The organism is Actinomycetospora aurantiaca (genome assembly GCF_037401875.1).
GTDB classification, from domain to species: domain Bacteria; phylum Actinomycetota; class Actinomycetes; order Mycobacteriales; family Pseudonocardiaceae; genus Actinomycetospora; species Actinomycetospora aurantiaca.
In genome coordinates this window covers 174,892-193,738 of record NZ_JBBEGN010000010.1, presented here as the reverse complement: position 1 = coordinate 193,738, position 18,847 = coordinate 174,892, and the positions used below count along the sequence as shown (strand labels likewise).

Here is an 18,847-nt window from a genome sequence, read left to right as displayed (position 1 = left end):
AGAAGCCACGAACGGGTCGTTCGTGCCGACCGGGACGGGGCCGCGCCCCGACGCTTCAGACCGTGAGACCCACGACGACCGCGGCCGCCCCCAGGCACGCGGCTCCGACGCCGAGGTAGAGCCCGCGCCCGATCCCGTCGGCCCGGAACATCGCGAAGGCGCCGACCCCGAGCCCGGCGACGCCGAGCAGGGCTCCGATGAGGCTGAACAATGGCGTGCTGCCCAGCGCACCCTGTGGCATCACCCGCGGCAGCAGGCCCGACCACGGCGCGAGCGCGACCAGCACCCCGATCGCCCCGAGCACCGTCCCGACCAGGCCCACCCGACCCTCGGTCCGGCGCTCCCACGGCAGCGGGCTCCGGACGGCGGCCGGCGTCCGCGCGCGGGCGGGACCGACGCCCGACGAGCCGTACGAGCCGGTCCCGAACGCCCCGGGCCGCACCGAGTTCGACGGTGGCCGCACCGAGAGCGGCCGGAGCGACGGTTCGGTGGCCGGCCGCTGCCGGGGCACCGCCGCGTCGCGGTCGTCCGCCCGACGGCGGGTGGCGTCCAGCTCCGATCGCCGCACCGGGGTGGTCACCGGCTCGTCGTCGAGGTCCGGCGACGACGGGCGTGGCGACCTGCTGACGTCCGACGGCAGCCGTGTGCCACCGCTGATGTCCGGCGACCCCTGCACCAGGTCCGGCGACGACGGGCGTGGCGACCTGCTGACGTCCGACGGCAGCCGTGTGCCACCGCTGACGTCCGGCGACCCCTGCACCGGCACCGCACCCGTCGTCGGGAACGCCGGGGGGAGGCGGCGGAAGCCGGAGGGCGGCGAGTCGAGCGACCCGCGCTGCTGCATCGGGACGTCGGCGAACTCGGTGGAGGGCGCCGCGTCGGGCGCGCGGTGCCGACCGCCCTCGCGGCGCGGCGGCGTGTAGGTGCTCGGCGGTCCGGGCTCCCCGGCCTCCCGGCCGTAGCCCCGGCCACCGGTGGCCCGGTGACGAGCCTGCTGTGAGTCCTGCGCCGGCATTCCCACCACTCCCCCGAACAGACGTACCAACGCCGCCACGTGCGCGACCCCGACCACTCTGTCAACGCAGGCACCCGCTGCGTTACCGGTTCCACCCACCCGGCCCAGCAGCACTGCCGGACCGGGGGACCCGCGATCGGGAACGCCGACGACACCCCCCGTAAACTGGGCGCATGACGCAGTCCCCCCGGGTTCCCGAGAAGCCGACGCTCGACGGCCTCGAGGACACCTGGGCGCCCGTATGGGAGGAGCAGGGCACCTACGCGTTCGACCGGACGGCGCAGCGCGCGGACGTCTTCTCGATCGACACGCCGCCGCCGACGGTCTCCGGGTCCCTGCACGTCGGGCACGTCTTCAGCTACACCCACACCGACGTGGTCGCGCGCTTCCACCGCATGCGCGGCAAGCAGGTCTTCTACCCCATGGGCTGGGACGACAACGGCCTGCCGACCGAGCGCCGGGTGCAGAACTACTACGGCGTGCGCTGCGAGCCGAGCCTGCCCTACGACCCCGACTTCACGCCGCCGGAGAAGCCGGGCAAGCAGCAGATCGCCATCTCGCGGCGCAACTTCGTCGAGCTGTGCGAGACGCTGACCGCCGAGGACGAGCAGGCGTTCGAGGCGCTGTGGCGCCGCGGCGGCCTGTCGGTCGACTGGTCGCACACCTACCAGACCATCGACGCCCGGGCCCGCGCGATCAGCCAGCGCGCCTTCCTGCGCAACCTCGACCGCGGCGAGGCGTACGTCTCGATGGCCCCGACGCTGTGGGACGTCACGTTCCGCACCGCGGTGGCGCAGGCCGAGCTGGAGGACCGCGAGCACACGGGCGCGTGGCACCGGATCGCCTACCACGGTGTCGACGCGCCGGTGTACATCGAGACCACCCGCCCCGAGCTCATCCCGGCCTGCGTCGCGCTGATCGCCCACCCCGACGACGAGCGCTACCAGCCGCTCTTCGGGACGACGGTGCGTTCCCCGCTGTTCGACGTCGAGGTCCCGGTCCTCGCGCACCCGGCCGCGGAGATGGACCGCGGCGCCGGCATCGCGATGTGCTGCACCTTCGGCGACCTCACCGACGTCCAGTGGTGGCGCGAGCTCGACCTGCCGAACCGCACCGTCATCACCCGCGACGGCCGCCTGCTGCGCGAGACCCCGGAGTGGATCACCTCCGAGCAGGGCCGTCAGCGCTACGAGGAGGTCGCCGGCGCCACGGTCTTCACCGCCAAGGAGAAGATCGTCGCGATGCTCGCGGAGACCGGGGAGCTGGAGGGCGACGTCCGGCCGGTCACCCGTCCGGTGAAGTTCTTCGAGAAGGGCGACAAGCCGCTCGAGATCGTCTCCAGCCGGCAGTGGTACCTGCGCAACGGCGGGCGCGACACCGAGATGCGCGAGGCGATGCTGCGCCGCGGCGACGAGCTGGTCTGGCACCCGGACTACATGCGCCACCGCTACGCCGACTGGGTCCGCGGGCTCAACGGCGACTGGCTGGTCAGCCGTCAGCGCTTCTTCGGCGTGCCGATCCCGGTCTGGTACGCCCTCGACGCGGACGGCGAGGTCCTGCCGGAGCAGGTCCTCACCCCGGACGACGCCGCGCTGCCGATCGACCCGACCACCGACGTGCCGCCCGGCTACACCGCCGACCAGCGGGACGTCCCGGGCGGCTTCACCGGCGACCCGGACGTGCTGGACACCTGGGCGACCTCGTCGCTGACCCCGCAGATCGCGGGCGGCTGGAGCGTCGACGACGACCTCTTCGGCCGCGTCTTCCCGATGGACCTGCGCCCCCAGGGCCACGACATCATCCGCACCTGGCTCTTCTCGACGGTGGTCCGCAGCTCGCTCGAGTTCGGCGAGCTGCCGTGGGCGCACGCCGCGCTCTCGGGCTGGATCCTCGACCCGGACCGCAAGAAGATGTCGAAGTCCAAGGGTAACGTCGTGACGCCGATGGGCCTGCTGGAGGAGTTCGGCTCCGACGCGGTCCGCTACTGGGCGGCCGGCGGGCGGCCCGGCGTCGACACCGCGTTCGACCGCGGGCAGATGAAGGTCGGCCGGCGGCTCGCGATGAAGCTGCTCAACGCCTCGAAGTTCATCCTCGGGGTGGGCGTCCCGGCCGGCGAGCCCGACGTCGGGTCGGTGACGGCGCCGATCGACCGCGCGCTGCTCGCGCGCCTCGCCGGCGTCGTCACGAAGGCCACCGACGCGCTGGAGCGGTTCGACTACGCGGTCGCGCTCGAGGTCACCGAGCAGTTCTTCTGGTTCTTCTGCGACGACTACCTCGAGCTGGTCAAGGCCCGGGCCTACGGCGAGTTCGACGACGCCGGCCGCGACTCCGCGCGGGCCGCGCTCGCGGTCGCGCTGCGCGTGCTGCAGCGGCTGTTCGCGCCGGTGCTGCCGTTCGTGGCCGAGGAGGTCTGGTCGTGGTGGCAGGAGGGCTCGGTGCACCGCGCCGCCTGGCCGACCACCGGTGAACTGCCGACCACGGACGGCGTCGACGAGGGCGTCCTCGACGTCGCCTCCGACGTCATCTCCGGCATCCGCAAGGGCAAGTCCGACCAGAAGCTCTCGATCCGCACCGAGGTCGAGTCGCTGTCGGTGTCCGCCCCGGAGGCACAGCTGGACGCGCTGCGCGTCGTGCTGGGCGACGTGCAGGCGGCGGGGCGGGTGCGGGACGTCGAGCTGGTCGCGTCCGAGGACGGCGAGCTGGTGACGCGCGTGGGCGGACCCGTGGAGACCGTGCAGGCCTGACGGTCCAGGCGGCGGGTGCCCCGCACCCGCCGCCGTGGACCGGGCTCTAGGTCTGGAGCTCGGACTGCGGGGTGATGGCGAAGCGGTACTCGTCGCCCGAGCCGTCCGCCTCGTTCTCCGGGATGCGCTCGACGTCGAGGACCTTGTCGTCCAGCGCGGAGGCGGCCATCGGCTCCAGGAAGATCACGGCGCCGCCGCCCTCGAGGACGGTGTCGTCCGCGGCCGGGTTCGGCGCGACGGAGAGCTCGAGGCCCTCGTCGGCCATGTTCGGCGTGGCCGCGATCCGGAGGCCGGACCCCTCGGGCATCTCGTTGGTCTCCAGGATGTTGGAGATCGCCTCGGCCGCCGTCTCCGTCAGTGCCAGCATGCCCCGTTACCATACGGATCACGGATAGGTCACGCACGTCGTCTTGCGCGCCGTCACACGGGTTGGTCCACCGGCCCGGCGCCCGGTCACGGAGGAGAGCGGCCATGGCACTCCCGGTCCCCGAATCGGCCGCCGGGACGCGGGAGGACATCCTCCGGATGCTCACCGGGGCGCCCGAGGGCCTCTCGGACCGTGAGCTCGCCGAGGCGCTCGCCGAGCTCCATCCCGGCATCGACTACAAGGCCGTGAACCACCAGTGCCGCAAGCTGGTCGGCGTCGGTGCCGTCGAGCGGGTGGGGACGCGGCCGGTGCGCACCCGCCTGCTGCCCGGAGGCCTTCCCGACGACGGGTCCTCGGTCGCGTCGGTCGCGGAGCGCGACGTGCCGCCGGCACCCGACCGGCCCATCCGGGACGACGCCGCGCCCACCGATGACCCTGGTGTGTCCCTCGCGCCGACGACCCCGGGGCTGCCGCCCGTCCAGGCCGGCGTCCTCGCCGCCCTCGCGGACGGGGCCGTGGACCCGGCGGGCCTGACCGACAACGAGATCGCCGCTGCCCTCGCCCCGGCGCATCCCGACGTCGACCCGAAGGCCTTCAACTACCAGTGCCGCAAGCTCGTCAAGGCCGGCCTCGTGGAGCGGACCGCGCGCTCGAAGGACGCCCCGATCCGGACCCGTATCACGGACGCGGGCCGCGAGGAGCTCGCCGGGCTCCCGGAGCCGGAACCGGCCACCGAGCCGGAGCCGGAACCCGCAGCAGAGCCGCAGCCGGAACCCGAGCCGGCCCCGCCCGCCGTCGGGACCGGGCCGTCCCGGCGGCCCCGGCACCGGCCGAAGGCGCCCAGCGACGACGTCGCCCGCATCCGGCGCTCAGAACGCGACGGCGACGACCCCGACGACCCCCCGCTGCGGTTCCTGCCCTTCTCCGCCTCGGCCACCGTCGTGCTGCGCGAGCGGCTGGCCCAGCGCGCCGCGCTGCGAGCGGTTCCGGAGCCGCCGCAGGAGGTCGTGCTGCCGGTCCGGGACGTGCTGCAGGGCTGGTCGCGCACGCAGAACGTGGCCGCGGCGGTGGCGTCGTGGCTCGAACGGCGGGGTGCCACCGTGCGGCGGGTGAGCGGGCAGGGCCCGGCCCTCGACCTGGTGGCGTCCCTGGACGGGGACGACGTGCACGTGGAGGTCACCGGCTGGCCGCCGGACGGGGCCCGGACCCACCCGAGCACCCTCGCCGCCGACTGGTTCCGCGCGGCGGGCTCGGCGGCGGTGCAGCGCCGGCGGGCGCACCCGCGCAGCCGGATCGTGGTCGCGTTGCCGGACACCCGCCGCTATCGCTCCCTCGCCGCCGACGCCGGGCCGGTGCTGGCCGACGCGCGGGCCGAGGTGTGGTTCGTCGACGCCGCGGGACGGGTGCAGCTCTCCTGAGCGGGTTGCCCACGCGTGGGCGCGGGTAGCTCCAGCGGACCACCACACGAAGGAGTCCGAGCATGTCCGCGGACATCACCGAGATGATCCTCGACGACCACGACTGGTTCCGTCGGCAATTCCTGCTCCTCGCGGAGCTGCGCGACCACACCGACCGTCTCGACGAGGCCACGAAGGTCTGGGACGAGCTGGCCCGCCACCTCGAGGTGCACGCCTCCGCCGAGGAGCAGCACTTCTACCCCTCGATGGCCCGCCGCGCCGACGACGAGGACGCGTCGGCCACCGAGGACGCGGTCGGCGACCACGACGAGATCCGCGCCGGCGCCCGCAAGGCCTTCGACGAGACCCCCGGCAGCGAGGCGTGGTGGAACGCCATCGACGAGTGCGACAAGGCGAACAACCACCACATGTCCGAGGAGGAGAGCGACGACCTCGCACCCTTCCGCCGGGTGACGTCGCTGCCGTTCCGCCAGGAGCTGGGCGCCAAGTTCGAGCAGTTCAAGTCCGAGCACGCGCACGCGCGCGGACTCGACTTCGCCGACAAGGACCCGGACGCCTACGTCGAGGCGGTCACGTCCTGACCCGGCTCACCAGCTGACGACGCCGGCCCCCAGGCCGGCGAACGCCGCGCTCACCTGGTCGGGGCCCAGCACGAGCACGCCCGCGGCCGCGAGCGCGGCGACCAGCAGGAGCACGACGAGCACGGGCACCGCCCCGCGCGGTGCCCGTCGCCCGGGTTCCGGCGGGATCGGCTGCGGCGCGGTGTCCGGTCCGCGCCGCGCGACGACCGCGGTGCTCCCCGAGGGCGTCCGGTCGCCGGAGCCGTCCGGGGCCTCGTGGAGGTCGGGCCGCCGCAGCGGTCCGGAGTTCCCGGGCGGGGCGTCGGAGGTGGGCCGCGCCTCGTGCGGACGGGCGTCCGCGAGCGCGGCGTGCCCCTGACCGCCACCGTTCACCACCGGCCGCGGGTGCGCCCCGCCGGCGTGCGTCAGCGGGGCCGCGCCGGTCCCGAACGCCTCGGGCGCACCGGGCAGGTCGGCCGGTTCCCGTTGCGCCTGGACCGGGGTGGACGGGAGCCGCGCGGCGGGGATGGCGGGCAGGTCCGGGCCGTCCGAGAGGCCCGAGAGCTCGGCTTCCTGTTCCGGGCGCTCCTCGGCTCCGACCAGGACCGGGGCATCCTCCCGCGCCGGGCGCGGCAGACCGCCGGGGGGCGTGCGGACGGCGTCCTCCGCCGACGGGGCGGGGCCGCCGGAGGCGCCGGTCGCGAGCGGACCGGACGGGGCGCCCGTCGTCCGCCGGGAGCGGATCGCCTGCGCGCCGGACGCGGCCCGCGCGGCGCGGGGCCGCACCGGCAGCAGGAGGGCGGCCAGGCCGAGGACGCCGTCGGTCGGAGCGCCCGGCAGGGCGAGGGCCGAGTCGGACCCGCCGACGAGGTCCGCGAGCCGGCGGGCCAGCGGGGTGGGCCGGTCGGCGAGCACGTGCACCGTGGCCGGCCCCGCGTCCGGACCCGCGACCCAGTCGATCTCGTCCACGGTCTCCCGGAGCGCGTGCTCCACGAGCTGGTCGAAGACGCCGCGCTCGAGGGTCACGACGTGGCCGTCGGAGGTCACGCGGGCCTCGTCCACGTCGGTGTCGGCCAGCCGGGCGCGGGCGCGGCGGACCTCGCGGCGCAACCGCGCCGCCGTGCCGCGGGCGTCGCCGTCCCCGCGGGCTCCCGGGCGCGGGCCCCCGTGGTCGCCCGTGGCGGGGTCCAGGGAGTGCAGCTGGGCGCGCACGACCCCCAGCAGCAACTGGTCGAGCCGGATGCCGGTGGCGACCGGGCCGCGGGAGCCGACCTCGGCCCCCTCCGCGGTGCGCCGCACGGGCCACGCGGTCAGACCGCCGTCGCGGGCGTCGAGGACCACGGCCCGCCCACCGACCGCGACCTGCGCGGCGATCCGGTCGCCGACCAGCGCCACCGGGCCGGGCAGCCACGTGGGCGCCGGCAGCCCGACGAGCGCCGTGGCCTCGGCGATCTCCTCGAACCGGCGTCGCTCGGTGTCCGGGGGCGTGGCCACGACCAGCCGGCCCGGCCGCTCGTCGCCGTCGAGCAGGGTGGTGAAGGCGTCCGCCAGGCGGTCGACGCCGTCGGCGCCGGCGTTCGGGCCGTCCCCGCTCTCGTCGTCCTCCGAGGGGGCGAGGGACGCCCTGCGGGGGCGCAGCGCGGCGCGGTCGGACCCCGCCGCACCCTCGGCGCCCCCGGGCACCCGGTCCACCTCGACCGCGACCAGCTCCGACGGCGTCACCTCGACCGCCATCACCCAGCTGTCCACCGCAGTCCTCCTCGTCGTTCCCACCCGGTCCCGCCCGGTCCTGCTCGCCTGCGAGCCCGACCCACGGTAGTGCGACCGGCGACCCCGGCCACCACCGGTGACGGCCGGCACGCCCGACGCCCCGCGCACCGGGACGGGCCGCCGAGGTCGGGCGATGGTCGGTGTCACACCCGTCGGGCATGCTGACGCGGTGCACGTGCCGGGCCGCCCGATTCGGGGACGCGCGCGGCCCGGCGGTATGACGCCGGCCGCGGGGAGGGGGACGTCGATGGGCGGAGGCGGCGCATGACGGGGGTGGGCGCGGCTCCGGTCGCCCGGCGGGGCGGGCAGGGAGGGCGGGGCGCCACCGTCGACGTGCACGCCTCGCTGCTGCCGCTGTGGCGCGGCCTCGTGCTCTACCGCGTGGTGGCGCTGGCGTACGCGGTGGCGAACGTCGTGCGCTTCGCCGAGGCCTACGTGCGCCCGGCCCTCGGCGTCGCGGTGGTCGTGTTCATGGCGGCCTGGACCCTGGTGACCTCGGTGGCCTACCTCCGCGGGGCGCGCCGGCTCGCGCTGGTCGACCTGGCGGTCACGGTCGGCACCACGATGACGACGGTCCTCGTCGACGACCCGGCCCGGATCGCCGCCGGGCAACCCGTGATCACCACCGTCTGGTCGGCCGCCGCGGTGCTCGCCGTGGCGGTCGCGTACGGGATCCGGCCCGCCCTGGGGGCGGTCGTGGTGTCGGTGGCGGCGCTGGCCTTCACCCGGCAGGCCCTGGACGCCGCGCTGCTCTCCGACGCCCAGCTGCTGCTCGTGGCCGGGGTCGCGGTGGGGTTCGCGTCGGTCGCGATGCGGCGCTCGGCGCAGCGGCTGCAGGAGGCGATCGCGACGGAGGCCGCGGCCGCGGAGCGCGACCGGCTCGCCCGCGACATCCACGACGGCGTCCTGCAGGTCCTCGCCCTGGTCCGGCGGCGGGGGCCCGAGCTGGGCGACCCGGACCTGGTGCGCGAGGCCGCCGAGCAGGAGGTCTCGCTGCGCCGCCTGATCACGCGGGGGCCGCCCGGCCTCGACGGCCCGGACGACGAGCCGGTCGACCTCGGCGCCGCGATCGGCGCGACCCTGCCGTCGCGGGCCGTGCTCGCGGTGCCGCCGGAGCCCGTCGACGTCCCGGGCGGGCTCGCCCGCTCCGTGGTGGCCGTCGTCCGCGAGGCCGCGGCGAACGCCGACGCCCACGCCGGGCCCGACTGCGGGCTGTGGGTGCTGCTGGAGGACGACGACGAGGCGGTGACGGTCAGCATCCGCGACGACGGGCCCGGCATCCCGGAGGGCCGGCTGGAGGCGGCCCGCGAGGAGGGCCACCTGGGCGTGGCCTCGTCGATCCGCGGGCGCACGGCCGAGCTCGGCGGCACGGCGGATCTGGTGACGGCGCCCGGGCAGGGCACGGAGTGGGAGTTGAGGTTCCCGAGATGACGGAGACACCGACGGCGGTGCGCGTGATGGTGGTGGACGACCACCCGATGTGGCGCGAGGGCGTCGCGCGGGACCTGGGCGAGCGCGGGTTGTACGTCGTGGCGACCGCGGGCGACGGAGCGGCCGCGGTCCGGATCGCGCCCGCGGTCCGGCCCGACGTCGTCGTGATGGACCTGCAGATGCCCCACCTCGACGGGGCCGGGGCCACCGCGGCGATCCTGGCGGCGCTGCCCGGGACGCGGGTCCTCGTGCTGTCCGCGAGCGCTGAGCACGGCGACGTGCTCGGCGCGGTCCGGGCCGGGGCCGCGGGCTACCTGGTGAAGTCCGCGCAGGTCGCCGAGCTCGCCGACGCCGTGCAGCGGACCGCGGACGGGCAGGCCGTGTTCGGGCCCGAGCTCGCGGGCCTGGTGCTGGGCGAGTTCCGCCGGCGGGACGCCGCGGCGAAGCGGGAGCCGCAGCTGCAGGCCTCCGGCGAGCCGGCCCTGACCCCGCGGGAGACCGAGGTGCTGCGCCTCGTCGCCAAGGGCCTCACCGCCCGCCAGATCGCCGACCGGCTGACGCTGTCCCACCGCACCGTGGAGAACCACGTGCAGAACTCGCTGCGGAAGTTGCAGCTGACGAACCGCGTCGAGCTCACGCGGTACGCGATCGAGCAGGGGCTCGACCGGGAGGGCTGACTGACATGTCATCCTTGACATGTCGAGACGAACAGGTCCAGGCTCACCGGTGTCCCTCCGATCCCGAGGAGCCCGCATGACGATCGCCGCCGACCCCGAGACGGCCCCCGACACGCCGCGCGAGGGCCGGTGGGCTCCCCTGGTCGGGCTGGCGTGGGACGTCGGGCTCCCCCTCGTCACCTACTACGTCCTCCACGCGCTCGGGGTCTCCGACTGGTCCGCCCTGCTCGTCGCGACCCTCGCCGCCGGCCTGCGCGTGGCGTGGGTGGCGGTCCGCGCCCGCCGGATCACGTGGTTCGCGGCGCTCATGGTCGTCGTGTTCGGCATCGGCCTGGTGCTGAGCGTCGTCGGCGGGGACGCGCGCTTCCTGATCCTCAAGGACTCCTTCACCACGGGCGGCGTCGGCCTGGTCTTCCTCGTGAGCCTGCTCGGCGTCCGGCCGCTGACCTTCTCGGCGTACCGGACCTGGCAGCCGAGGGAGGCCGCCGAGCTCGACGCGGCCTGGGACTCCGAGCCGGGCATCGGCCGGACGTTCCGGATCTCCGCCGTCGTCTGGGGCGTCGGGCTGCTCGCCGAGGCCGCGCTCCGCGTCCCGCTGGTGTACGCCCTGCCGGTCGACGTCGCGGTCGGTGCCTCCACGGCGCTGCAGGTGGTGACCTTCGTGGGTCTCGGCACCTGGAACGCGGTCTACGCGTACCGCGTCCGGCAGCGCTACGCCGCCTAGGCGTCCCGGGCGTCCCGGCCCTGCGACGCCTCGAGCCGGTCCAGCGACCACGCCGCCCAGGCGGCCACGGCCTCGTACTGGCGCAGTCCGTACTCGCCGGCGAGCCGACCGAACGGCAACGCGTCGGTCCCCTCCTGCTCGTCCAGTTCCGCCATCACCGGGCGGAGACGTGCCACTTCGGCCTCGCAGTACTCCGCGACGCCCTCCAGGTAGCGCCGCGCGTCGCCCGGCTCGAGGGCCTGGACCAGGAACATCCGCAGCACGGTCTCGTTGCGGACCGCGCCCTGCTCCGGCGGGTCGAGCAGCCAGCGCCGCAGCTCCGCGAGGCCGTCCCCGGTCAGGGCGTAGCTCTTCCGGCCGCGCGGCCCGGTGGACTCGACGGCGACGAGGCCCTCGTCGGCCATCCGCACCAGCTCCGGGTAGATGCGGGTGTGGCCCGCGTGCCAGGCGTAGCGGCCGAGGTCGCCCTCGAAGGCCCGGGAGAGGTCGTAACCGCTGGCGGGCGCATCGGAGAGCAGGCCGAGCAGGGCGTGCCGCAGCGACATGCCGGGCACCCTAGGCCGTCCGCGACATGTCAGCAACGACATGTCAATCGGGACAGGCGCGGGCGGCCGGTCGTCAGTTCAGGTGGGCCCGCCACACGCGGGCGGCCCGGTCGAGGTCGGCGCCGCGACGCGGGATGCGCTCGCGCCAGGCGTCGAGGAGGCGGGCGGCGTCGAGGTACTCGCCGCGGTGGCCCATGGTGGCGGCCAGCTCGACCACCTCGTCGGCCGTGACCCCGGGCAGGTGCAGGCGGGTCTCGAGGACCCGGCGCAGCTCCGGCACCCGCCCGGCGGTGCGGTGCACGATCCGCAGGTTGGTCAGCATCCGCACCAGCACGGCCTCGGTGGTGATCGGCACCAGGACGTCCGGGTGGAACGGCACCCCGGGGTTCGCGCCGGTGGCGGCGACGAACAGCGCCCGGCAGTCGGACTCGTCGAGCAGGGTGCCGGTGAACGGGTCGACGTACCAGGCCGAACCCTGCGGGTGGACCAGGAAGTGGCCGGGCATGCCGATCGGCTCGACCGTGAGCCCCGCCCGGCGCCCGACCTCGATCACGACGACGGCGAGCGTGATCGGGATCCCGAGCCGACGCTCGAGCACCTCGACCAGCGAGGAGTTCCGCGGGTCGTAGTAGTCGTCGCGGTTGCCCCGGAAGCCCTCCTCGGTGAACAGCCGCAGGACCAGCTCGTCGATCCCGGACACGCCCTGCGCGAGCCGGTCCAGCTCGGCGAGCGCGGCGTCGGTGTCCGCGTCCGGCCGCGCGAGCCGGGCGATCTCGAGGGCGGCGCGGTCGAGCGGCGGGTCGCCGGCCTCGACGAGCGCGGCGAACCGCGCCACGGCGTCGGCGGTCCCCCGGGGGTCCGGTGGACGCGACCGGTCCTCGGGGTGGTCGGGGGGCACCCGCGCATCCTCCCGCGACGGCGGCCGCTCCGCTCACGCAGGCGTGACGTCGACCGTCCCCGTCGTGCGGTCCCACCGCAGGACACCGTGCTCGAAGGCCTGCGCCCGGCCCGCCGAGGTCCCGAACTCCTCCCCGGTGGGCAGCCCGAGGTCCGAACGCTCCGCGCCCCGGGCCCGCCACGCCCCGAGGAGCGGGCCGGCGACCTGGTGGGTGCCGGTCTCGGGTGACCAGTACAGCGAGCCGTGGGCGAAGTCGGTGAACCGTCCGCGCCCGTCCGCGGTCGGCTGCTCGACCCGGTCCGGGTCGCCCAGGCCGGGCCGGTCCGCCCAGGCCGCGCGGACGTCGGTCCCCCCCGCCGCGACCAGCTTGTTCACCTCCGCGCGGATGGTGTCCATGGCGGCGAAGCCGGCGTTGCCCGGACAGGCGGTGTTGCCCACGTCGCGGTGGGCGAAGACCGCGTCGACGGTCGCGTCGCTGCCCTTGGCGAACTTCGAGGTGCCGCCCCCGTTCGACGTCAGCGTCACCTTCGCCGCCGCGTCCCGGTACATGCCCCCGAGCTTCCAGGCGGCGAGCTTCTCGACGGAGGTCAGCGTGGCCGGGGTGGGGGCGGCGTCGTTCAGGTTGCCCATCATCGCGATGCCGAACGTCTCGCGGTTGAACCCGCCCGCATGGGCGGCGACGACCGGCCGGTCCAGTCCGCCCGCGCGGCCCTCGAAGATCGTCCCGTACTTGTCGACCAGGGCGTTGTAGCCGACGTCGCCCCAGCCGTTCTTCGTGGCGTGGTAGGCGTAGATGCCCCGGACGATCCCGGCGGACTGCTCGGGGGAGTAGTCGTTCGACTCGGCGGTGTGGTGGATCGTCACCGCCTTCGTGGTCGGCGCGTACTCCGGCGGCCACGTCATCATCGACTCGTCGGCGCCCCACTGCGCACGGGTGACGTAGGCCGGGGCGGGCGGGGCCCCGTCCCGGGCGGCCGCGCGCTCGCGGGCCCGCGCGCCGATCGCGGCGTCGTTGCCGGTGCGGCCGGGGTCGATGCGCTGCACCGCGAGGCCCTGCGTCACGGGCTGCCCACCCCGGGACGCGCGCACCTCCACGGCCGTCCGGTCGCCGACCCACACCGGGTCCGTGCCGCCCTGCGAGCCCGCCGTCCGGGCCCGGGACCCGTCCCGCTCGTCGTCGTTCGCGTCCAACGGCAGCCAGGCGCCCCACGCCCCGCTGTCGTCGGTGGACCGGAGCGAGATCGAGTCCGGGTCGGGCCCCGTCCAGGTCACCGCCACCAGCTGCAGCGGCGTGGCCGACCGGGCCACCTGCGTCCCGGTGCCGCTCCGCCCCTGCGCCAGCGGCACCGGGGAGATCGACGGATCGGTCGCGTCCGCGGGGGGCAGGGTCGCCGCCGGGAGCGAGGTGACCGCGAGCGTGCTCGGCGGTGCCTGCTCGGTGACGGCGACCGCGGCCGGGGCCGCCACCGCGAGCGCGGTGAACGCCCCGAGCCCCAGGAGCACCCGGCGGAGCCGGCGGCGCGGCGGCGCCGACGGGGCCACCCGCCGTCGGGAACCACTCGTCGTCGACCACCGCGACGTCATCCGCCGTCCTCCCCTGCACCCGTCCGAACCGCGCCGGGGAGGACTCTGTCACCCACATGCACCTCAGGCGTGCGACGACGCACCACCCGCGTGGGTGATCTTCAGCCGGAGCGGTCCCAGAAGGCGACGTCGGCGTAGGTGGCGACCGAGCGGGTCGTGATGGAGTCCGCCCCGGCGCCGATGGGCCCGGAGACGACCGGGATGAGCTTGGTCAGGTTGAGCACCCCGCGTCGGCCGGCCCGGCTCGCGAGGCGGTAGCCGATGCGGCGGTCCAGCTGCTCGCGCACCTCGGAGGGCAGCCGCCGGAGCCCGGTGAGCAGGGAGACCTCCTGGAGGTCGATCCCGGTGCGCTCCGCGAGCTCGGAACCGTCCGGGCCGAGGACGCACAGCAGGATCGCGGTGCGCACCACCGGGTCGTCGATGTCGTGCCCGCGGGCGCGCGCGATCGAGGCGGCCAGGCGGGTGCAGACCAGGTAGAGCCCGGTGGCGCCGGCGGGCGCGGTGAGCAGCATCGTGGCCGCGCCGCCGAGGCTGGTCAGCAGGCCGGAGCTGGCGGCGAGCCGCACGTGCGAGGAGATCAGCCGCCGCACCGCGGCCTCGACGTCGCCGTCGGCCTCGGCCAGCGCGTCGTCGGCGACCCGCCGGGCGGGGTGCCACGGCCCGGCACCGCCGACCCCGCGGCGCAGGAGCTCCCCGGCGAGCCGCTCACTGCCGCGGTGCTCGCCCGCCGGCAGGGATCCGGGAGCGGGGATGTCGGGGTCCACCACACAGGTCAGCCTGTCACGGATCCCGGGCCCGGAACGGCCGACGGCCCGGCCACCGGGGTCCGGTGACCGGGCCGCCGCCCGGGTGGCGTCAGAGCACGTCCGCGACCAGCGCGTTCCCGCTCAGGTTCCCGTTGAGGATCTCGTTGCACAGGATGTTCGCCGCGTTCAGGCCGCCGATCGGGGCCTGGACGACGGCGGCCACGAGGCCCCCGCTCTCGCTCTGGTTGGCCGCGGTCGCCGCGCCGCCCTGCGCGGAGCAGGTCTGGCTCGGGGCGGGAGCCGGGGCGGGACGCTCGGAGCCCCCGTCGTTCTGGTGCGCGGACGCGAACGGCGCGACGGCGACGAGGCCGGCGGCGACGCCGAGGATCACCACGGCGGGCTTGCGGACGGTCATGTCGTCTCCTTCGAAGGTGTGGTGGTCGGCGCTCAGAGCCCGAGCAGGCCGAGCAGGTCGAGGCCCTCGCCGAGCACCGAGAGGTCGACGACGTTGCCGCTCAGGTTGTCGTTGAGGATCGAGTTGCAGACGATGTTGGCGGCGTTGAGCCCGCCGACCGGCGCCTGCGCGACGGCCCCGACGAGGCCCTCGCTGTCGCCGCGGTTCGCCGCCGCGGCGTCGCCGCCCGCGACCGAGCAGGTCGACGACGGGCCGGCGGGCTGCGGGGCGCCGTGCGACTCGGTGGCCGAGGCGAGCGGGGCGAGGCCGACGAGGCCGGCGGCCACGCCGACTCCTGCGATGCCGAGCTTCGTGATCATGGACGTCTCCGGTGCGCTCGAGGGGGAGCGGTGCCGCCGCAGCGGCGTCGTGCCCTCAACGAGGTCCGGACGGCGCCCGTGACCCTCCGCCACCGGAAGGCGGCAACAGTTCTCCACGTCGTGCTCGGACGGCCGCCCGTGCTCACGTCCGGACACGGACGACACCGCCCGTGATCACCGGTGTGAGGCCGCTGTGACGGACGGTGGATCTCCGACGACCGGTGTGGTCAGTTCGGGTTGGACGCAAGGAGATCGAGTGCCGCTCCGAGGTCGCCGGCCCACGGCTCGTCACGGTCACGCTGCGCGGCCCGTTCGAGTCGCACGTGCTGGGCGGGCGCCCGGCTCCAGGCCACGACCGCCGGGTCGACCCGCGCCCCGTAGTGCGCGTCGATCACCAGCTCCGCGAGGTGGTGGTCCGCACTGGCGGTGTCCTTGTACTCCCAGATGCCCAGCAACCGGGCCGGCCCGTCGCCCAGCCCCGAGGCGTCGTCGAGGAAGGACGTGGCGGTCGCGACGGGGAGGTCGACGAACGGGCCCGGGTGCCGGTCGAGCAGGGCGACCCACAGGGTGTCGACGAAGTCGCGGACCGCGGTGCACTCCGCGGTCGTCCAGGCGTCCCAGAACACCGCGATCCGCGCGAGCACCGAGTGCAGGTCGACCCGGTCGTCGCTCACCACCGCCCGGAGCAGCCACGGAGTGAGGGCCCGCACGTCGTCGGGCGCGCCGATCGTCGTCCCGAGCCCGAGCGCGAGGGAGAGCGGGTCCGCCTCCGCCAGCACCACCGGTCCCTGGCGGGGCGTGCAGCTCTCCAGGACGTCCCGGGCCGGGTGCGCGACGAAGGCGGCCTCGACCTGCCACAACGCCGCTGCCACCTCTGCCTCCACGGCGGGGATTCTGTGGGCTGACCAGGCGACACGCCGCACTGATCGGGCGCTTCCCACCTGATGGTGTCACTCTTCGTGTTCTCGCGTACGGCCGAGCGGGGAACGACGTCGGGGCCCGTCCGGGGTGGCACAGTGGGGGCGTGGAACGCACGCGTACCGATGTCGAGGTCGTGACGACGGCGGGAGCGGTGCGGGGCCGGGCCCGCGACGGACTGCTCTCGTGGCGCGGTCTGCCCTACGCCGCGGCGCCGGTGGGGCCCCGCCGGTGGCGGGCGCCCGCGCCCGTCGAGCCCTGGTCGGGGGTCCGGGACGCCACGGCCTTCGGGCCGGTCCCGCCGCAGGAGCGCACCGGCGAGTTCCTCGGCGCCGGGAAGCACACGCCGATGGACGAGGACTGCCTGACGCTCAACGTCCTCGCGCCCGCCGCACCGTCGGCGGGCCCGCGGCCGGTGATGGTCTGGTTCTACGGCGGCGCCTTCGTGGTCGGCGCGGCGTCGGCGACCACCTACCGCGGCGCGGGGCTGGTCCGTACCGGCGACGTCGTCTACGTCAGCGTGAACTACCGCCTCGGCGCGCTCGGCTACCTGGACTTCTCCGCCCTCTCCACCGACGAGCGCCCGATCGAGGCCAACCTCGGCCTGCGCGACCAGATCGCGGCGCTGGAGTGGGTCCGCGACAACATCGCCGCGTTCGGCGGGGACCCCGACGACGTCACCGTCTTCGGGGAGTCCGCCGGGGCCATCTCGGTGACGACGTTGATGACGGTGCCGTCGGCCCGGGGCCTGTTCCACCGTGCGATCGCGCAGAGCTCCGCCCCCGGGGTCGCGTACTCGCCCGAGCGGGCCGGCGCCTGGGGTGCCCGCTACGTCCGCGAGCTGGAGGTGGTGCTGGGGCGCGGAGGCGATCCGGTCGACCTGCTCGACGCCGCGTCGACCGAGCAGCTCCTGCACGCCGCCCGGCGGTTCCGGCACGTGGCCGACGAGACGCCCGGCGTCCTGCTCACGGCGCCCGTGGTGGACGGCGACCTGCTGCCGGAGGCCCCGCTGGACGCGTTCGCGGCCGGCCGCAGCCACCCGGTCCCCCTGGTCATCGGGACGAACGACACCGAGGGCCGGCTCTTCGAGCTGCCGGGCCTGCGGATGGACCTGATGCTCTCCGACCAGCGGGCCGACGCGGTGTTCGCGGCGACCCAGCCCGACCTGCGCGAGCAGGTCCTCGCCGCCTACCGCGGCACCCCGCACCGCCGGGACCTCGGGGGCGACTACCTGTTCTGGTATCCGTCGGTGCAGGTCATGGAGGCGCACAGCGCGGCGGGGAACGCGGTCTACGCCTACCGCTACGACCTCGCGTCACCGCTGCTGCGGCTCCTCGGCCTCCGCGCGACCCACGGCGCCGAGCTCTACGCCGTGTTCGGTCTCGTGGAGGCGACGGCGGTGCGGGTCATGACGATGCTCGGGGGCCGCCGGGCCCTCCGGGTCGTCTCGCGGAGCCTGCAGCGCGACTGGACGACCTTCGCCCGCACCGGGGCGCCCGCCTCGCACTGGCCCCGCTACTCCGCGGAGGACCGGCTGACCCGGATCGTCGACGCCCACGACCGCATCGAGTCGGACCCGCGCCGCGGCCGCCGGCTCGCCTGGGCGGGATACCGGGGATATCGGTAGCCGGGAGTCCGCCTCCCCACGTCGTCGAGTGCGACGTGGCGCAGGTCCCGGCGCCCCGGGACCTGCCTCCTGTCGCACTCGGCGCCGGGGTGGACGATGGCCGGCGTGCATGAGGTGACCGGCGCGGAACTCTCGCAGCTGCTGGGCGAGGGCGGGACGGTGCGCGAGGTCGCCGCCGACGAACCGGACCTGCACGGCCTGGACCTGTCCGGGGCCACCCTGGAGAACTGCCGGCTCACCGGGGCCGACCTGCGCGGCGCCGTGCTCGACGGGGTCACGGTCCGCGGCGGGTCGCTGGCGGGTGCCCTGCTGATCGACGCCGACCTCACCGACGCGGCGTTCGAGGCCGTGGACCTGTCGCGCGTCCGGCTCACCGGTGCCCTGCTGACCGAGACCCGGTTCACCGACTGCCGGATGATCGGCGCCGACCTCGCGGGGCTGCGCGGGCTCGCCGTGTCCTACCGGTTGGACCGCTCCACCCTCGGCCTCGCGAACCTGCAGGACGTTGTGTGGCGGAAGGTCACGCTGCGCGGGGTGGACCTCTCGGAGGCCGACCTGCGGGGCGCCGACTTGCGCGAGGCGGTGCTCACCGACTGCACCCTGCGCGACGTCGACCTCTCCCACACCCGGCTCGCCGGCGCCGACCTGCGCGGCGCGGACCTCGGCGAGCTCTCGGAGGACGCCCCGCGAACCCTCCGCGGCGCGATCATCAGCGAGGCCCAGGCCGCGGACGTGTGCCGGGCGCTGGGCCTCGTCGTCGGGTAGGTCGTCGGGTAGGGCCCGCTCAGCTACCGCTGCTGCGGGCCCGCTTGAGTCGCCCGTAGAACCGCAGCGTGATCGCCGCGGAGACGATCGTGATCACCAGGAAGACGATCGCGAGGATGATCTCGTCGACCGGCGTGAAGAAGATGACCGCGCAGAACAGCGAGAGCAGCGTCCCGAGGACGCCGATGCCGACGTTGAGCTTCAGCTCGCTCTGCTTCTCCGGGGTGGAGTCGGGGAGAGCGGCGGGGTTCCGGGCCTGCGTCGGGTCCATGGCTGCTCTTATA

The 18,847-nt window shown here is 75.4% G+C and carries 19 protein-coding genes; 8 read left to right on the top strand and 11 right to left on the bottom strand.

Annotated elements, in window-relative coordinates; all coding sequences use genetic code 11:
- Nucleotides 1-55: 55 nt before the first annotated feature.
- Nucleotides 56-1,015 (bottom strand): hypothetical protein, encoded by a 960-nt coding sequence (locus tag WCD74_RS20205; RefSeq protein ID WP_337696671.1) that lies wholly within the window; start codon nucleotides 1,013-1,015, stop codon nucleotides 56-58.
- Between the two features lie 173 nt (nucleotides 1,016-1,188).
- Here WCD74_RS20205 and valS point away from each other — a divergent pair, with 173 nt between their 5' ends.
- The gene (gene valS / locus WCD74_RS20200; RefSeq protein ID WP_337696670.1) at nucleotides 1,189-3,759 is read left to right on the top strand and encodes a valine--tRNA ligase; all 2,571 of its coding nucleotides are present in this window, start codon (nucleotides 1,189-1,191) and stop codon (nucleotides 3,757-3,759) included.
- A 46-nt stretch (nucleotides 3,760-3,805) separates the two neighbouring features.
- On the opposite strand, the gene WCD74_RS20195 is transcribed toward valS, so the two are convergent.
- Entirely contained in the window at nucleotides 3,806-4,126 is a 321-nt protein-coding gene (locus WCD74_RS20195) for an adhesin (RefSeq protein ID WP_337696669.1), read from the bottom strand.
- A gap of 104 nt (nucleotides 4,127-4,230) precedes the next feature.
- Here WCD74_RS20195 and WCD74_RS20190 point away from each other — a divergent pair, with 104 nt between their 5' ends.
- Nucleotides 4,231-5,544 carry a MarR family transcriptional regulator gene (locus WCD74_RS20190; protein WP_337696668.1) on the top strand — a complete coding sequence of 438 codons (1,314 nt, stop codon included), beginning with the start codon at nucleotides 4,231-4,233 and terminating at the stop codon, nucleotides 5,542-5,544.
- Between the two features lie 62 nt (nucleotides 5,545-5,606).
- Nucleotides 5,607-6,125, top strand: a complete 519-nt coding sequence (locus WCD74_RS20185; RefSeq protein ID WP_337696667.1) for a hemerythrin domain-containing protein — start codon at nucleotides 5,607-5,609, stop codon at nucleotides 6,123-6,125.
- A gap of 6 nt (nucleotides 6,126-6,131) precedes the next feature.
- Here the strand turns inward: WCD74_RS20185 and WCD74_RS20180 are convergent, their stop codons facing one another.
- Entirely contained in the window at nucleotides 6,132-7,853 is a 1,722-nt protein-coding gene (locus WCD74_RS20180) for a hypothetical protein (protein WP_337696666.1), read from the bottom strand.
- A 285-nt stretch (nucleotides 7,854-8,138) separates the two neighbouring features.
- On the opposite strand from WCD74_RS20180, the gene macS reads away from it, so the two are divergent.
- The 3 genes from macS (at nucleotide 8,139) to WCD74_RS20165 (ending at nucleotide 10,706) form a co-directional block, all read left to right on the top strand.
- Complete coding sequence (gene macS / locus WCD74_RS20175) at nucleotides 8,139-9,305, top strand: MacS family sensor histidine kinase (RefSeq protein ID WP_337696665.1); 1,167 nt, start codon at nucleotides 8,139-8,141, stop codon at nucleotides 9,303-9,305.
- Nucleotides 9,302-9,982, top strand: a complete 681-nt coding sequence (locus tag WCD74_RS20170; protein ID WP_337696664.1) for a response regulator — start codon at nucleotides 9,302-9,304, stop codon at nucleotides 9,980-9,982. Before macS ends, WCD74_RS20170 begins: the two co-directional genes overlap by 4 nt.
- Before the next feature lie 76 nt (nucleotides 9,983-10,058).
- Nucleotides 10,059-10,706, top strand: a complete 648-nt coding sequence (locus tag WCD74_RS20165) for a VC0807 family protein (protein WP_337696663.1) — start codon at nucleotides 10,059-10,061, stop codon at nucleotides 10,704-10,706.
- On the opposite strand, the gene WCD74_RS20160 is transcribed toward WCD74_RS20165, so the two are convergent.
- The 7 genes from WCD74_RS20160 to WCD74_RS20130 form a co-directional block, all read right to left on the bottom strand.
- On the bottom strand, nucleotides 10,703-11,251 hold the full coding sequence (locus tag WCD74_RS20160; RefSeq protein WP_337696662.1) for a PadR family transcriptional regulator: 549 nt from the start codon (nucleotides 11,249-11,251) through the stop codon (nucleotides 10,703-10,705). The genes WCD74_RS20165 and WCD74_RS20160 overlap by 4 nt on opposite strands.
- Before the next feature lie 73 nt (nucleotides 11,252-11,324).
- Nucleotides 11,325-12,149 (bottom strand): SirB1 family protein, encoded by an 825-nt coding sequence (locus tag WCD74_RS20155; RefSeq protein WP_337696661.1) that lies wholly within the window; start codon nucleotides 12,147-12,149, stop codon nucleotides 11,325-11,327.
- A gap of 33 nt (nucleotides 12,150-12,182) precedes the next feature.
- Nucleotides 12,183-13,733: an N-acetylmuramoyl-L-alanine amidase gene (locus tag WCD74_RS20150; protein WP_337696660.1), complete on the bottom strand. Its 1,551-nt coding sequence runs from the start codon at nucleotides 13,731-13,733 to the stop codon at nucleotides 12,183-12,185.
- Nucleotides 13,734-13,834: 101 nt separating this feature from the next.
- Nucleotides 13,835-14,500: a hypothetical protein gene (locus WCD74_RS20145; RefSeq protein WP_337696659.1), complete on the bottom strand. Its 666-nt coding sequence runs from the start codon at nucleotides 14,498-14,500 to the stop codon at nucleotides 13,835-13,837.
- Between the two features lie 88 nt (nucleotides 14,501-14,588).
- Nucleotides 14,589-14,894, bottom strand: coding sequence for a hypothetical protein (locus tag WCD74_RS20140; RefSeq protein ID WP_337696658.1), 306 nt, complete (start codon nucleotides 14,892-14,894; stop codon nucleotides 14,589-14,591).
- 32 nt (nucleotides 14,895-14,926) lie between these two features.
- A complete protein-coding gene (locus WCD74_RS20135) occupies nucleotides 14,927-15,253 on the bottom strand; it encodes a hypothetical protein (RefSeq protein ID WP_337696657.1) in 327 nt (108 codons plus the stop codon).
- A gap of 227 nt (nucleotides 15,254-15,480) precedes the next feature.
- A complete protein-coding gene (locus WCD74_RS20130) occupies nucleotides 15,481-16,137 on the bottom strand; it encodes a hypothetical protein (protein ID WP_337696656.1) in 657 nt (218 codons plus the stop codon).
- Nucleotides 16,138-16,277: 140 nt separating this feature from the next.
- Between WCD74_RS20130 and WCD74_RS20125 the strand changes: the two genes are divergently transcribed.
- Together WCD74_RS20125 and WCD74_RS20120 are read left to right on the top strand one after the other, a co-directional pair.
- Complete coding sequence (locus WCD74_RS20125; protein WP_337696655.1) at nucleotides 16,278-17,798, top strand: carboxylesterase/lipase family protein; 1,521 nt, start codon at nucleotides 16,278-16,280, stop codon at nucleotides 17,796-17,798.
- Nucleotides 17,799-17,903: 105 nt separating this feature from the next.
- The gene (locus WCD74_RS20120; RefSeq protein WP_337696654.1) at nucleotides 17,904-18,563 is read left to right on the top strand and encodes a pentapeptide repeat-containing protein; all 660 of its coding nucleotides are present in this window, start codon (nucleotides 17,904-17,906) and stop codon (nucleotides 18,561-18,563) included.
- Nucleotides 18,564-18,582: 19 nt separating this feature from the next.
- Here WCD74_RS20120 and WCD74_RS20115 read toward each other — a convergent pair whose 3' ends face one another.
- Nucleotides 18,583-18,834, bottom strand: a complete 252-nt coding sequence (locus WCD74_RS20115) for a hypothetical protein (protein WP_337696653.1) — start codon at nucleotides 18,832-18,834, stop codon at nucleotides 18,583-18,585.
- Nucleotides 18,835-18,847: the final 13 nt, after the last annotated feature.